Origin of the sequence: Marinobacterium jannaschii DSM 6295 (genome assembly GCF_000620085.1) — a bacterium.
In the GTDB taxonomy this organism is placed as follows: domain Bacteria; phylum Pseudomonadota; class Gammaproteobacteria; order Pseudomonadales; family Balneatricaceae; genus Pontibacterium; species Pontibacterium jannaschii.
This window is the reverse complement of sequence record NZ_KK211064.1, coordinates 105,639-120,612: the sequence shown is the minus strand read 5'-3', so window position 1 is coordinate 120,612 and position 14,974 is coordinate 105,639. Positions and strand designations below refer to the sequence as shown.

Here is a 14,974-nt window from a genome sequence, read left to right as displayed (position 1 = left end):
AGTTGCGGCGTCTATGCTTGGGGAAGGCAGATGGAGGGGGCGATGACCAGAAAGGGCCTGAAAAACGAGCTGTTTGCTGAAGCCGACCGCTATATGCGCATGCGTTACGGCATCTCGATTATCGAGGCGGGTTACAGCCGCCGCGAGTGGTTGCTACGCTATGCCTGCAGCAAGCCGGTCAATGCCGTCGAGGATCACGCCGAGCGCTTTGGCTTCAGGCCGGTGGATGACAACCTCTACTAAAGCAATCGCCCGCTTATGGTAAGATGCCGGCTCTTTTCTGATTGTCGAGTCACGGGTCTACACCTATGCAAACCCTCTCTGTGCCGCAGGGCGAATTCTGCCTGCAACGCTATCCGGTCCGTAAAAACGAAACCCTGCGCGCCTGGGATGCAGCGGATGAATATCTGCTCAGCCAGGTCGCCGAAGAGGACGGACTGACGTCGCAGAGCCGGATACTGATCATCAACGATCAATTCGGCGCCCTCGCCGTGGCACTGAATTCCTATCACTGCACCAGCAGCACCGATTCCTGGCTGGCAACGCGCGCGACCCAGCACAACCTGAGCAAGAACAGTCTCAGTACAGATGACCTGACCCAGCTGGACAGCCTGGCCACGCCACAAGGGCCGTTCGATCTGGTACTGATCAAGATTCCGAAAAGCCTGGCGATGCTGGAAGACCAGCTGACCCGGCTACGGCCGTTGCTTAGCGAAGACACCCGGGTGATCGGTGCGGCGATGGCGAAGGCGATCCACACCTCCACCCTGAAACTGTGCGAGAAGATTATCGGTCCGACGACGACCTCGCTGGCGAAGAAGAAGGCCCGGCTGATCTTTCCGACACTGGATAGCAGCCTGCAGCCGGCCGAGGATAAATATCCCAGCGCCTATACGCTGGAAAATACCGATTACACCATCTGGAACCACGCCGGGGTATTCTCCCGTGACAGCCTCGATATCGGGACCCGGTTTTTCCTGCAGCACCTGCCCGAGGCGCTGCATCCGCAGCAGATTATCGACCTTGGTTGCGGTAACGGTGTGGTGGGACTGATCGCCGCCGCGAAAAACCCTGAGGCCGAAGTGACCTTTGTCGATGAATCCTATATGGCCGTGGCCTCGGCGCAGAAGAACTTCGAGGCGGCCTTCGGCGACAGCCGTAAGGCGCGTTATATCGCCACCGACTGCCTCAAAGGTATACCGCAGGGCTGTGCCGATCTGGTGCTGAATAACCCTCCGTTCCACCAGCAGAATGTGGTGGGGGACTTTATCGCCCTGCAGATGTTCCGTGAGTCGCTAAAAGTGCTGAAGAAGGGCGGTGAGTTGTGGGTGATCGGTAACCGCCATCTGGGTTACCACAGCCAGCTGAAGAAGATCTTCGGCAACTGCGAACTGGTCGCCAGCAACCGTAAGTTTGTCATCCTGAAAGCGGTCAAGAGCCGCTGAGGCGCGGCCCGCTCAGCGGCCGTTAGTGGCGCTGCATAAAACCGGCATGCTGCAGCGCCTGCACCACCTGCATCCGGTATTCGTAGCGAAACGGCACTATGGCGGCCCGGATCAGCTGTTCGTAACGGCCGCTGCTGATCAGCTGCTTCAGGCCACGGTTAAAGCGATCGCGCGCCACCCGGCCGGCGCGGTCGCGGCTGAACAGGACGTAGCCTGAATGCTGCTGTACCACGGTATCCTCCAGCCGGTTGAGGCCGCGTGCAATCAGCGCCGCACTGGCCGGGTATTCACTGAAAATTGCCTCCGCCGACGCCAGCATCAGCGGGGTAGAGCGGATCATATCCACCCGGCCATCCAGCAGCCACTGCAGGCAACCGCGCAGGTCCTTCGCCGCCACCAGTTCGACCTTGCGATCACGCAGCAGGCTGTTGACGCGCGGCGCACGGCTCCAGCCCTGCGGCAGGCAGAGACGCGCCGTACGCCCGACATAGTCCAGGTCGTCAATATGCTGTAATACGCTGCGGTTGCTGTAGAAATACCAGCGGTTGGTGAAGATCGGGGCGGAGATATAGAACTGCTCCGGACGTTGCGGATAGGCCCAGGCATAGGTTCCCAGCGCCTGCCGGTGGGCGACCCGTTTATAGGCCGAACTCCAGCTGTCCAGCTCGATCTGCAGATCCAGATGTTCCTCATCCAGCGCCGCGCGCACGATCCGCGTCAGAATGCCACCGTCGTCACGGGTATCGGTAATGTAGGGGGGGAAATCCATCTTGGTCAGCAATCGCATATCGGCCGCCGTTGCGGTGGCAGAAAACAACATGCTGATCAGCATCATCCCTATGCCTGACCATATCTTCATTGGTTACTCCTGAGTCCGGCACAAAGGATACCAGTACCGGCCTCAGGTGCAATCAAATCATATCACCGGTTTGCAAATCGCCCGGCCGACATTCTCAGACTGAGGCAGACGCTGTTGCCGCACTTTGAGCTGTTCCAGCGCAGCCGATACCGGCGCCGGCCAGCAGGCCGCCCGGCGGCTGTTCATATCCACCCCCAGCAGCAGGGTTTCCAGCTCCACCAGCACTTCGCCGGTAATTATATCCCGCAGCTGGTGAAACAGCCGCAGGCGCTTTTCATCAAAGGTCAGCAGGCGGCTCCAGGCTTCGACTTCCTGCCCCAGCTGGCCTTCGGCCAGATAGTAGAGGGTATTCTGTACCGTAAAAGCACTGAAGTTCAGTTGCTCACGCCCGGTCGCATCCAGCCGGATGGCATCCAGTACGCTGTCGGTCGCCTTTGACAGCATCACCAGCGCATGTCCCTCATTCAGATGGCCGTTGTAATCGCAGGCCTCCTCAGCAATGGCGCCGTAGGCGGTCAGCAGGTACCCCTCTTGACTGAACGATGTATTCATTACCACTCCCTGTTTTCTTCTTTAGTGCCAACTTATGCCTTACACCTCCGGGACGCAATGCTGCTTAAGCAAGGATCGCCTGGCGAGGCCACTATAAACCCGGAATCCCCTCGCCGCCGCCCAGGCGATGACGCAAATTTAATACAAAATGTCGTATTTCTTTTAAGGCCGATTCGGGCAACGGTATACTGTTACTGGGTTGCCGTCGCGTCAGCCCACTGCGCCCGGCCTGTCTAATAAAAATAAATATCAGAATTGAGAGGCAGCGCGTGGAAATAATCGATTTCCTGGCACAAAACCTGGACCTCCTGCTAAAACTGACCGTCGAACATATCTCGCTGGTGGCGGTGGCGGTCGGACTGGCAACCCTGACCGGAGTCCCGATCGGAATCGCCATTACCCAGAACGAGCGCGCCGCCAACCTGGTGCTCTATATCGCCTCCATCATTATCACCATCCCGTCGATCGCACTGTTCGGCCTGATGATTCCGTTGCTCTCGACCATCGGCCAGGGCATCGGCTACCTGCCGGCCGTGATCGCCGTGCTGCTGTACTCCCAGCTGCCCATCATCCGTAATACTTACACTGCGATTAATAACGTTAATCCGGCCCTGCGCGAGGCGGCCCGGGGTATCGGCATGAGCCCGCTGCAGCGGCTGCGGATGGTGGAGATTCCGCTGGCTATCCCGGTGATTATGGCCGGAGTCCGTACCGCGGTGGTGATGAATATCGGCGTTATGGCGATCGCCGCCTATATCGGCGCCGGCGGCCTGGGCGTGCTGATCAGCCGCGGCATCTCCCAGAGTGATCCGCGGCAGCTGATCGCCGGGGCGCTGGCGGTAAGTATCCTGGCGATTATCGCCGACTTTGCGCTGTTGCGGCTGCAGAAACGCATGACGCCGCGCGGGCTGGAAACAGCCTGACACACCGACAGGCGATGCTGATTTACTGACGAGATAAGAATAATGATAAAAATCGATAACCTGACCAAGATTTTCGATACGCCGAACGGCCCGGTCACCGCGGCAGACAACATCCAGATGGAGATCCCGCAGGGGGAGATCTGCGTCCTGCTGGGCCCCTCCGGCTGTGGTAAGACCACCACCCTGAAGATGATCAACCGCATTATCCCGCCCACCTCCGGCCGGGTATTTATCAACGGCGAAGATACCAGCGGTCTCGATACCGTCGACCTGCGCCGCAATATCGGCTACGTGATCCAGCAGATCGGCCTGTTTCCCAATATGACCATCGAGGAAAATATCACCGCCGTGCCGCGCCTGCTGGGCTGGGACGTCAACCGCTACAAGGCCCGTGCCACAGAACTGCTGGAGATGGTGGCGCTGGACCCGGCAGTGTTCCTCAAGCGCTATCCGAAAGAGCTGTCCGGTGGCCAGCAGCAGCGCATCGGCGTGGCCCGGGCGCTGGCGGCCGATCCGCCGGTGATGCTGATGGACGAACCCTTCGGGGCGATCGACCCGATCAACCGCGAGGTGATTCAGGATGAATTCCTGAAGATGCAGCAGGAGCTGAAGAAAACCATTATGTTCGTCAGCCACGATATCGACGAAGCGGTGAAGATGGCTAACCGCATCGCCATCTTCCGCGATGGTCGGCTGGTACAGTACGACACCCCGGACGACCTGCTGGCCCATCCGAAAGACAGCTTTGTCGAAAGCTTTGTCGGCGACGACCGCGCCCTGAAGCGGCTGCGGCTGGTAAACGTAGCCCAGGTGATGGAATCACCGGCCCCCTGCGTCACACCGCAGGACTCGCTGGAGACCGCGCTGCAGCAGATGGAAGAGCATGGCTACTCCCATGCCATCACCCTGGTCAACCAGCAACAGCAGCCGATCGGCTTTGTCTCCAAGCAGGTTGCCCAGACCACCAAAGGCTATTGCGGCGAACATTATGTCGGACTCAAGGGGCTGGCAAACATCAATGATGACCTGCGTAAGATCGCCTCGCTGATGTTTACCCATGACAGCACCTGGATGCCCTGCGTCGACGACAGCGGCAGGCTGGTAGGGCATATCTCCCAGCGCGGCATCACCCATTATCTGGGGGCCACCTACCGACGGGATGGTCGCCAGGCCGCACCCTATAACCTGAAGCTGGCCTGAGCCGGGAGTTGTCTATGTTACGCCCGGCCCTTAAGCGCGCTAGCTATATCCTTGCCCTGATCCTGATGTTTCTTATCGGTGCCGAGTTGCAGAGCAACGGCTTTATCGAGGAGATGCTCGGCTATCAGGAGGACGTGGTCTACCTCACCGGACAGCATATCGAACTGGTCGCGATCTCCGGCGGTATCGCCATCCTGATCGCCATCCCGCTGGGAGTGCTGCTCAGCCGTCCCGGGCTGGCACATATCGCCGAAACGGCGATGCAGGGGCTGAATATCGGCACCACGATTCCCACCCTGGCGATACTGGCGCTGTCCATGAGCCTGCTCGGCATCGGTACCCTGCCGGCGGTCTTCGGTCTCTGTGTCGCCTCGCTGCTGCCGATCGTCCGCAATACCTATACCGGGTTACTGGAAGTCCCGGCACACCTCAGGGAGGCCGCGGCCGGTATCGGCATGACCGCCCGCCAGATGCTGCTGCAGGTAGAGATACCCAACGCGCTGTTTGTCATGTTTGCCGGTATCCGTACCGCGCTGGCAATCAATGTCGGCACCGTACCGCTGGCCTTCCTGATTGGCGGCGGCGGCCTGGGCGAGCTGATCTTTACCGGCATTGACCTGGATGAACCGGTGATGATGCTGGCCGGGGCGATACCGACAGCACTGCTGGCGATTGTGGTGGATCTGCTGATCGCCATGCTGGCCTTCCTGATCGTACCCAAAGGCGTTAACCCGCTGCGCTAAACCCTGCGAACCCAAGGCCTCTGCGCCTGAAGAACACAAGCTGAAAATAACAACAACAGGAGCACTTTGATGATCAAACAGATGTCTCAACTGGCTGCAGTAACCCTGCTGAGCGCGTCATTCACCCTGTCAGCCCAGGCCAGCGAGCTGGTGATTGGCGGCAAGAACTTTACCGAACAACAGCTGCTGACGGAGATCACCGCCCAGTACCTGGACACTAAGGGCTATGAGATCGACCGCCGCGCCGGTATGGGCAGTGCGGTGCTGCGCAAAGCCCAGGAGAACGGCCAGATCGACCTGTACTGGGAGTACACTGGTACCTCGCTGCTGAACTACAACAAAGTGAAAGAGAAGGTGCCGGCCGATCAGGTATACAGCCGGGTGAAAGCGCTGGATGCCAAGAAAGGCCTGGTATGGCTGAACCCGTCAGCCGCCAACAACACTTACGCCCTGGCGATGCGCAGCGATGACGCCGACAAACGCGGTATCAGCAAGCTGAGCGACCTGGCCCAGGCGGTGAACGATAAAGTCGGCCTGGTGCTGGCGGTGAATGCCGAATTCTATGCCCGCAAGGATGGCCTCAAGCCGCTGCAGAAAGCCTACGGCTTCAAGTTTCCGCGCAAGGATATCAAGCGCATGGACTCGGGCCTGACCTATACCGCGCTGAAAGAAAACCAGGTGGATGTGGCGCTGGTCTTCGCCACCGACGGCCGTATCCCGGCGTTCAACTTCAAGGTTCTGGAAGACGACAAGCAGTATTTCCCGGAATACGCCCTGACCCCGGTGGTACGTGAAGACACCCTGTCGGCAAACCCAAAACTGGCCGAGCAGATGAACCGCTTGTCAGCCCGGCTGGATGGCCAGCTGATGTCGAAACTGAATGCCCGGGTCGATGTCGAGAAGCAATCGGTGGAGAAGGTTGCCGCCGACTTCCTCGCCGAACAGGGCCTGAACTGAGGCCGCACACTGCCGGACGGCAGCGCTGTCCGGCTTTTTAACCCACGCCAGAGGTAGCCACCATGCCGAATGCGCAACTTCAGGTCAGCATCGCCCAGATCAATGTCGGGCTGCGGGCACTGGAAGCCAACCTTGCCAAGCATGCCGACTATATTCGCCAGGCCCGGCAGCAGGGCGCCGAACTGCTGCTGTTTCCGGAACTGTCCCTGACCGGCTACCAGCTGGGCCGGGAGGTGCCGCAGGTCGCTATGGCGGCGGATGACGAACGGCTTCGGGCGCTGGCGGCGATCGCCCCGGAGCTCTGTGTAGTGGCAGGCTTTGTCGAACAGGCAACACCGGGCGAGTACTACAATGCCTGCGCCATTCTGCATAACGGCGCGGTGCAGGCGGTACATCGCAAGCTGAACCTGCCCACCTACGGCGGGCTGGAGGAGGGCAAGTGGTACAGCCGCGGCCGCCAGCTGAGCCAGACCGCAATCAAGCCCGGCTGGCGCGCCTCCACCCTGATCTGCGCCGACCTGTGGAACCCGGCGCTGGTGCACTGCGCCATGCTGCAGAAGCCGGAACTGCTGTTGGCACCGGTCAATTCCGCCTCCGCCATCGTCAGCGAGGAATTCTCCAACGAACGCAACTGGCTGACCAATATCGGCTTCTACGCCATGACCTATGGCGTCCCGGTACTGATGGCCAACCGCTATGGCCCGGAAGGCGATGCCTTCTTCTGGGGCGGCAGCCGTATCCTCGGTCCGCGCGGCGAGTTGCTGGCGGCAGCGGAGGAGGGCGAAAGCCTGATCAGCGCCCGCCTCAACCTGACGGACATTGGCGCGGCAAGGTTTGACCTGCCCACCCTGCGCGATGCCGATACGCCACTGATCAGGCACCTGCTGGATCAGTCCGGCTAAATACCCGGCTATACCCGGCTCAAGTTCCCTGCTGGCCTGCCGTCCGAGCCCGGCAGCCCGGCGCTGCCTGAAAAAGCCCGCAACGCCGCTGCCTTACAACCATAAACCCAACAGACGACAGAGCTATGCAACAGATTATCGACTTCATTCACGACCTGAGTTTTGACGACCTGCCTGATGAAGTGGTGCGACAGGGCGGTATCTGCCTGCTCGACCTGCTCGGAGTGGCCGCCGCCGGACACGCTACCCGGCTCAGCCGGATTATGGCCGACTTTGTCTGCAGCCAGTATCCGGGCGAAGTGCCGCTGCTGTTCAGCCGCCGCCGTGCCAGCGCCTGCGGGGCCGCCCTGTTCGGCGCTACGCTGATCGACAGTATCGATGCCCATGACGGCCAGGTGCTGACCAAGGGGCATGTCGGGGTCGCGGTACTGCCCGGCCTGCTGGCGGCAGCACAGGGTAAGGATCTCGATGGCAAGGCCTTTCTGACCGCACTGGTGCTGGGCTATGAGATCGCCACCCGTGCCGGGATCGCCCTGCATGCCACGGCCGACGACTACCACACCTCGGGGGCCTGGAACGCCATCGGCGTCGCGGCGGTGGTCGCGCGCCTCAACGGCCTGAGCCCGGAGCAGACCCGCGAGGCCCTCGGCAGCGCCGAGTTCTATGGTCCGCGCAGTCAGATGATGCGCTGTATCGACCATCCCACCATGCTCAAGGACGGCTCCGGCTGGGGTGCCCTGGGCGGCGTCAGCAGCGCCTTGCTGGCGGCAGCGGGCTTTACCGGGGCACCGGCAGTGACCCTGTCGGATCAGGCAGTGGCACCGATCTGGGCCGACCTGGGGCGGCGCTGGTATATCCTCGAACAGTACTTTAAGGCCTACCCGGTGTGTCGCTGGGCACAACCAGCGGTGGAAGCGATCCGTCAGATACGGGCCGGCCACAGCCCTGATCCGGCAGAAGTGTGCGAAATCCATATCCACAGTTTCCATGAAGCGATCCGGCTGCATACGGTGCATCCCGAGACGACCGAGCAGGCGCAGTACAGCCTGCCGTTTTCCGTCGCCAGCGCCCTGTTGAATGACGTGATCACTACCGGGGCAATTGCCGAGGATGGCGGGGGGCTGTTCTGTGAACAGCGCCAGGCGCTGAGTGCCAGGGTGATCTGTCATGAAGAGACGCGCTATAACGAGCGCTTCCCGGCCGAACGCTGGGCCCACGCCCGGCTGGTGCTGCAAGACGGCCGCGAACTGACCTCAGCACCCTGTATCGCCCGCGGCAACCCGGAAAACCCGCTCAGCGAGCAGGAGCTGGTCCGCAAATATCAGAGCCTGGCCACACCCGGCCTGCCGGCAGCTGTAGTCGACAGCATTCGGCGCCAGAGCCTGGCGATCGAGCGACTGCCCGCCGCCGGCCTGCAGGCCTTTCTGCAACTGCTGACCACGCCCGTCAGCTGACAGGCCAGGCGGACCCAAAGCCGGCGGATTAAGTCCTGTCTGCGGCCGCAGTGTACTCTGCGCGCCGCCCGGGCTAGCCAGAGCGGCGCGAGTCCGACAGTATGGGAGTCATTTCCGCCCGCAGCAGGTTAACTCCGTCTATGTCCTCCGATAGCGGCAGTCCCGAACATATCGGCTTCTTCCTGATCAACGACTTCTCGATGATGTCCTTCGCTGCCGCGCTGGAACCGCTGCGCATAGCTAACCGGATGAGCGGCCGGGAGCTGTATCAGTGGCATTTCTACTGTGTCGACGACCAGCCGGCCTTTGCCAGCAATGGCGTGCCGGTATGCCCGACCCGGGCGGTGCATGATGTGGCCGACCTCAGCTCACTGTTTGTGGTGTCCGGCATCGATGCCCATCTGGCCGGAGATGAAGCCCTGTTCAGCTGGCTGCGCAGCCTGCTGCGGCGGGGCATCAGCCTCGGTGCCACCTCCACCGCCAGCCTGCTGCTGGCCCGGGCCGGATTGTTACGCAACCGCACCTGCACCATCCACTGGGAGAACCGCGACAGCCTGGCGGAGCAGTTTCCCGATCTCAATGTCACCGGCGAGCTGTATGAGATCGACCAGAATATCTTTACCTGCTCCGGCGGTCTGGCCGGGCTGGATATGATGCTCTACCTGATCGCCATGAAACATGGCGAGGCGCTGGCCAAGGATATTGCCGAACAATGCATCCACCCGGCAATCCGGCCCGCCCATGAACAACAGCGGATGGAACTGAAACTGCGGCATCAGACCCGCCACCCGCGGCTGCTGAAGGCGCTGGAGCTGATGCGCGCCAATATCGAAGAGCCGCTGAGTTGTCAGGATATCGGCGAAATGGTCGGCCTTTCCACTCGCCAGATGGAGCGGCTGTTCCGCGACCAGCTGGACACCACACCGGCCAGCCACTATATGAACCTGCGCCTGGAAAGAGCCCGCCACCTGCTGCTGCAATCGACCCTGCCTGTACTGCAGATCAGTACCGCCTGCGGCTTCAGCTCCACCTCCTACTTTGCCCGCTGCTACCGCAACTGCTTCGGCCATACGCCACGCGAAGAACGCCTGCAGCAGCATCAGCGCAGCCTCTCCGGCAGCGAATAGGCACAAAAAAGCCGCACCCTGTCACCAGAATGCGGCTTGTTAGCTTTTAGCTTTTAGCTTTTAGCTTTTAGCTCAGCTTACGTTGGTCGATTCGAAGATCTTATCGGCGTTGGCGGCGATAAAGCCCTGGTACAGCTGGCCGTCGCTGTCGGCATGACGCTTGGCAAACTCGTAGAAGCAGCTGGCCACGCTGTGGCTGTCGCCACCGGCAAAGGTGACATCGATGCGATCCGCCATAGTGGAGCCCTGCTCCAGCAGATCGGCCGGTACGCCTTTGACGCGGCCGCCGGCTTCATTGATGGCATAACCGGCATCCTCAACCCGTTGCAGCACCTCGCGGATGCAGTCGGTGGATTCCAGCAGGTCGACGCTGACGGTGAAGTGGTTGACACGGATGCCCATCACCAGCAGCCAGGCGGCGTATTCGCTCTCTTCCAGCAGGGTCTGGTAGTGCTCCCAGCTCGGCATATTCCAGTGGCGGCCCGACCAGAACACGCTCTGTTCCAGCTCTTTTGCTTCGATCTGGTCGCAGTAAGGCTGCAGGATGGCCTGCGCCTGTTCGCTCAGCTTGTGACGCTCCAGCTCGGAGATAAACACCTTCGGCACCGTCGGGTCCGGATGGATAAAGCTGATCGCACGCAGTTTCTTGGCTTCGAAGTTGTAATCCGCCTGTATCTCATAGCCCATCGCCAGAATCAGCGGCTGCAGCTGCGCCAGGCAGAGCGGGGTATCGGAGAAGGTACGGAAGGCGACGTGATCGTTGATCACCTGCGGATCAGTCTGCAGGAACAGCTGGCGGATCTGTTCCGCCTGCGGAGTTACCTCGATGTAGTCCTGCCAGAGTGAGGAGAAGAATTCTTTCGGCTGCATCATATTCACCATCGTTATTGTTCTGTTCGCGGCCGGCCTTAAGCGAACCCGGCGCCGACGCTTTATTAGATGCTGAAAACCATAGTTTTATGCTGCCCATACGGCAAACAAGTAAATTTTACCTTGGCAGGTAAATATAATTGCAGCGGCCTAATCCGCCTGCTGTGCCGCCGCTTCGCTGATCTTCACCACCCAGTCGGCAAAGCAGCGGACTTCGCGGCGGTGGCTGTAGTCACGGCACAGCAGCCAGTAGCCCGGAGTCAGGGCCGGGTTCAGGTCGCTGATGCTCCAGTCACCCAGCGGCATCACCAGGGTACCGGCCTGACAGGCGGCGCGGGCCTCGCTCTCACTGATCAGGGCGATGCCCAGCCCGGCGATAGCGGCTTCCAGCATCGAAGCATGGCTGTCGAGGCAGAATACCTGCCGCGCCACATCCATATTCACCCCCAGCTGCTGGGCAAAGCGCTCCCACAGGTTAACCGACAGCTCGGTGCAGAGCAGGCGCAGCTGAGCCAGGTCCTGGGGCTGTTTCAGGGGATGCTGTTGCAGCAGGGCCGGGGAGCAGACCAGCAGCTTGTCATCGCGCAGCAGCAGCCGTTTATGCGCATGCGGCCAGTCACCGAAGCCCCATTTAATCGCCACATCCACCGCATCGTTCTCCTGCGACAGCTTCAGCGCAGCATTGAGGTTTACCCGGATATCCGGGTGCTGCCGCTCGAAGTCCGCCAGATGCGGCAGCAGATAATGGACGACAAAGAAGGGCGAGGAGCTGACCTGCAGCTGGGTCGCCTGCTGCTGCGAACTGATGCTGTTGATACCGCTTTCGATCAGCTCAAACGCCTGCTGCACATGTTCCAGCAGGGTGCGGCCGGCATCAGTCAGCTCAATGCCCTTGGCATTGCGCCGGTACAGCGGCACCTGCAGCCGGTCCTCCAGCAATTTCATCTGGATACTGACCGCCTGCGGCGTGACGAACAGCTCTTCGGCGGCATGTTTAAAGCTACCCAACCGGGCTGCCGCCTCAAAAGTGCGAATCGATTTCAGCGACAGGTTGCGGAATTTCATAGCGTTCTCATCAGGAATTACGGAAACAGCTCAGCACTCACAGGGGTTCAAACAAGGATCGGCTCAGATCAAACAGGGCAATATGCCAAATAAACCGAAAAGCCGTTAACTTGATTCAAATCATAAGAAAATTTCATGAAAAACAATAATCTGGTGCGCATATAAACAGGCCTTAATCGCATTTAAACAGCGGCTGGATTTGCAACTCCCTATGACCATCAAAAAATACCTGCTTCAGCGCACCATCCTATTTTCGGTTCTGGGCTTTCTGGTTATTTTCGTCCTCGCCAGTCAGGTTTACAACCAGAGTATTCGCGAAAATGCCTCCAATGTTGCCGAACGGGTCGCCCACCAGACGTTTAATTCCATGTATCTGGTGATGAGTCAGGGCTGGGACCGCCAGCAACTGGAGCGTTTTATCCAGCAGATGGAAGCCGACAACCTGAATGATGACCTGAAAGTCAGCGTTTACCGGGGACCGGTGGTAGAGGAGTTGTTCGGCCCCATCAATCAGCCGGCGATGGACAAGGTACTGCTGCAGGGCCTGCAAAGCGGCGACAGCCAGACCCTCACCAGCGACCACGGCGTGCGCTTTACCTACCCGCTGATTGCCAGCGAGGTCTGCCTGCAGTGCCACGTCAACGCCAGTGTCGGCGACAGCCTCGGCATTATCGACGTACAGCAGGATATCGAAGCGGCAGTGGACGGTGCCAACCGGCGCCTGATTCTGAATATGTTTCTGCTGGCCCCGCTACCGCTGTTACTGGGCTTTCTCGCCGTACGCAGCCTGACCGGCCGCTTCAACCGCTCTATCGATCAGCTGGGCCAGAGTATCAGCCGGGTGGACAGCCTGTCCGACCTGAAACTGCTGGAAAAAGAGCAGGATAAGCAGTCGTTTCAGGAACTGGCGACTATCTTCCGCCAGGTCAGCCAGCTGTCGTCCAAACTGCGCGAAGTAGCGGTCGATAAGGAGCTGCTGGAGTTTGAGATCCGCCTGCTGGAGAAGTTCGTCATTACCTCGGAAGTGGTGCGCGACTGGCGCGAATACATCAACTACCTGCTGATCGATATCAACCAGATTATCGTCGCACATACCCTGTTCTCGATCTTCAAGATCGATGATGAGGTATTCGACCTGGAGATCTTCTGGCTGCACCGCCCCACTGACGAGACCCGCGACTCGATGGAAAAGGCGATCCTGCGCCGCCTGCGCCACAGTGACAGTCAGTTCTGCATGCTGGATATCACTGTGCGCCACAATATTGCCAACAGCGATCAGCAGACCATCGAGCTGGACCAGGACAGCATCGAACTGCAGTGTAAGTCGCTGCTGGTGGAAGCGCCGAAGATCGGCGGCATCGTCGGTATCGGCGTGCAGTCCGACATCATCCAGGACCAGACCAAGATGCTGGTGCTGGAGAGTATCCTCTCGACCCTGCTCAACGTGGTCGGTTCGGTCCGCGCGATCTACAAGTACACCAAGGATCTGGAGTATTACGCCACCCGCGACCCGCTGACCAACCTCTACAACCAGCGTATGTTCTGGGAGCTGCTGGACTACGAACTGGACCGTTGCTCGCGCCATGACGAGAAGCTGGCGGTACTGATGATCGACCTGGACAACTTCAAGACCATCAACGACGGCTACGGCCACAGCTGGGGCGATCGCCTGCTGGCCAGCTTTGCCGAGCTGCTGCAGGGCGAGATGCGCAGCGGCGACATGGTGGCCCGCTACGGCGGCGATGAATTTGTCATTATGCTGCCGGGGAGCTCGCTGGAGCATGCCGAGAGTACCGGCCAGGCGTTGCTGAACAAGATCCGCGAATTCAGCGTGATGCATGACAGCGGCAATCCGCTGCAACTGACCGCCTCAATCGGAATCGGCCTCTATCCCGACCATGCCAGCAACAAGAAAGAGCTGTTCATGTTCGTCGATAACCTGATGTACCGCGCCAAGCAGGATGGCAAGAACCGCCTCTGCATCGCCAGCGAAAGTGAACTGGTGAATATCTTCAAGGATATGAACGAGAAGACCATGCTGGTGACGCGGGCGATCGAGCAACGCACCCTGATTCCGGCATTCCAGCCGATTATGCATACCGACAGCGGCGAAATCCGCGCGCTGGAGGTGCTGAGCCGCATCCAGCTGCCGGATGAGACCCTGATGAGCGCCGCCGAGTTTATCGAAATTGCCGAATCGATGGGTAAGATCCACCTGCTCGACTATATCGTGATGGATAAGGCCTTCGCCGCCGCCCGGGCCGAAAACTATCAGGGCCTGCTGTTCGTCAATATGTCACCGCGCGCGGTGATCATCAGCGACTTCCTCAGCGAGGTGAAGATGCTCACCGCCAAGCACCAGCTGAACCCGACCCAGATCGTGTTTGAGATCACCGAGCGTGACACCATCAAGAATATCAGCGTGCTGGAGCGCTTTGTCGGCAACCTGCGCAGCCACGGCTACAAACTGGCGATCGATGACTTTGGTTCCGGCTTCTCCTCGTTCCACTACCTCAAGCACCTGCCGATTGACTACGTCAAAATCGAGGGCGAGTTTATCGCCAATATGGCCAGCGATAACCGCGATATGGCCTTTGTCAGCAGCATTGCCAAGCTGTCGCAGGAGCTGAAACTGGAGACCATTGCCGAGTTTGTCGAAAGCCAGGAGGTACTGGAGATGGTCAGCAGCTGCGGTATCGACTATGCCCAAGGCTACCATATCGGCCGCCCCAACACCGACCTGCCCGCATTGCTGCGCCAGACAAGCCTGGCCGCTGCGGAGCCGCCGGAGGCATCACTGGAAGCGGCCCCGGAACACTGACCACACGCGCTGAGACGCAGCGGATCAGCCTTTAGCCTTTGATCCGGGCCTGCCAT

At 59.9% G+C, this 14,974-nt stretch carries 14 protein-coding genes; 10 read left to right on the top strand and 4 right to left on the bottom strand.

Translation table 11 applies throughout. The features are described from left to right. Window positions 1-42 precede the first annotated feature (42 nt). Both Q354_RS0116500 and Q354_RS0116495 read left to right on the top strand, forming a co-directional pair. Entirely contained in the window at window positions 43-243 is a 201-nt protein-coding gene (locus Q354_RS0116500) for a hypothetical protein (RefSeq protein ID WP_027858563.1), read from the top strand. Window positions 244-308: 65 nt separating this feature from the next. Then, a complete protein-coding gene (locus Q354_RS0116495) occupies window positions 309-1,445 on the top strand; it encodes a methyltransferase (protein ID WP_027858562.1) in 1,137 nt (378 codons plus the stop codon). Between the two features lie 22 nt (window positions 1,446-1,467). On the opposite strand, the gene Q354_RS0116490 is transcribed toward Q354_RS0116495, so the two are convergent. Then, a complete protein-coding gene (locus Q354_RS0116490; protein WP_156948398.1) occupies window positions 1,468-2,304 on the bottom strand; it encodes a substrate-binding periplasmic protein in 837 nt (278 codons plus the stop codon). A gap of 57 nt (window positions 2,305-2,361) precedes the next feature. Beyond that, window positions 2,362-2,856 carry a thioesterase family protein gene (locus Q354_RS0116485; RefSeq protein WP_051560215.1) on the bottom strand — a complete coding sequence of 165 codons (495 nt, stop codon included), beginning with the start codon at window positions 2,854-2,856 and terminating at the stop codon, window positions 2,362-2,364. Window positions 2,857-3,125: 269 nt separating this feature from the next. On the opposite strand from Q354_RS0116485, the gene Q354_RS0116480 reads away from it, so the two are divergent. From Q354_RS0116480 to Q354_RS0116450, 7 genes are all read left to right on the top strand, one after another. Next, on the top strand, window positions 3,126-3,779 hold the full coding sequence (locus Q354_RS0116480; protein WP_027858559.1) for an ABC transporter permease: 654 nt from the start codon (window positions 3,126-3,128) through the stop codon (window positions 3,777-3,779). Window positions 3,780-3,821: 42 nt separating this feature from the next. Then, window positions 3,822-4,979: an ABC transporter ATP-binding protein gene (locus Q354_RS0116475; RefSeq protein WP_027858558.1), complete on the top strand. Its 1,158-nt coding sequence runs from the start codon at window positions 3,822-3,824 to the stop codon at window positions 4,977-4,979. 14 nt (window positions 4,980-4,993) lie between these two features. After that, the gene (locus tag Q354_RS0116470) at window positions 4,994-5,722 is read left to right on the top strand and encodes an ABC transporter permease (protein WP_027858557.1); all 729 of its coding nucleotides are present in this window, start codon (window positions 4,994-4,996) and stop codon (window positions 5,720-5,722) included. Window positions 5,723-5,791: 69 nt separating this feature from the next. Continuing rightward, on the top strand, window positions 5,792-6,679 hold the full coding sequence (locus Q354_RS0116465; RefSeq protein WP_027858556.1) for a glycine betaine ABC transporter substrate-binding protein: 888 nt from the start codon (window positions 5,792-5,794) through the stop codon (window positions 6,677-6,679). A 62-nt stretch (window positions 6,680-6,741) separates the two neighbouring features. Then, window positions 6,742-7,581, top strand: a complete 840-nt coding sequence (locus Q354_RS0116460) for a nitrilase-related carbon-nitrogen hydrolase (RefSeq protein ID WP_027858555.1) — start codon at window positions 6,742-6,744, stop codon at window positions 7,579-7,581. Window positions 7,582-7,706: 125 nt separating this feature from the next. Then, the gene (locus Q354_RS0116455) at window positions 7,707-9,035 is read left to right on the top strand and encodes an MmgE/PrpD family protein (RefSeq protein WP_027858554.1); all 1,329 of its coding nucleotides are present in this window, start codon (window positions 7,707-7,709) and stop codon (window positions 9,033-9,035) included. Between the two features lie 140 nt (window positions 9,036-9,175). Next, on the top strand, window positions 9,176-10,162 hold the full coding sequence (locus tag Q354_RS0116450; protein ID WP_027858553.1) for a GlxA family transcriptional regulator: 987 nt from the start codon (window positions 9,176-9,178) through the stop codon (window positions 10,160-10,162). Window positions 10,163-10,234: 72 nt separating this feature from the next. Here Q354_RS0116450 and Q354_RS0116445 read toward each other — a convergent pair whose 3' ends face one another. Continuing rightward, the gene (locus Q354_RS0116445) at window positions 10,235-11,035 is read right to left on the bottom strand and encodes a DUF1338 domain-containing protein (protein WP_245601069.1); all 801 of its coding nucleotides are present in this window, start codon (window positions 11,033-11,035) and stop codon (window positions 10,235-10,237) included. 147 nt (window positions 11,036-11,182) lie between these two features. Further along, complete coding sequence (locus Q354_RS0116440; protein WP_027858551.1) at window positions 11,183-12,097, bottom strand: LysR substrate-binding domain-containing protein; 915 nt, start codon at window positions 12,095-12,097, stop codon at window positions 11,183-11,185. 211 nt (window positions 12,098-12,308) lie between these two features. Between Q354_RS0116440 and Q354_RS26175 the strand changes: the two genes are divergently transcribed. Then, window positions 12,309-14,918, top strand: a complete 2,610-nt coding sequence (locus Q354_RS26175) for a putative bifunctional diguanylate cyclase/phosphodiesterase (RefSeq protein WP_051560214.1) — start codon at window positions 12,309-12,311, stop codon at window positions 14,916-14,918. Window positions 14,919-14,974 lie beyond the last annotated feature (56 nt).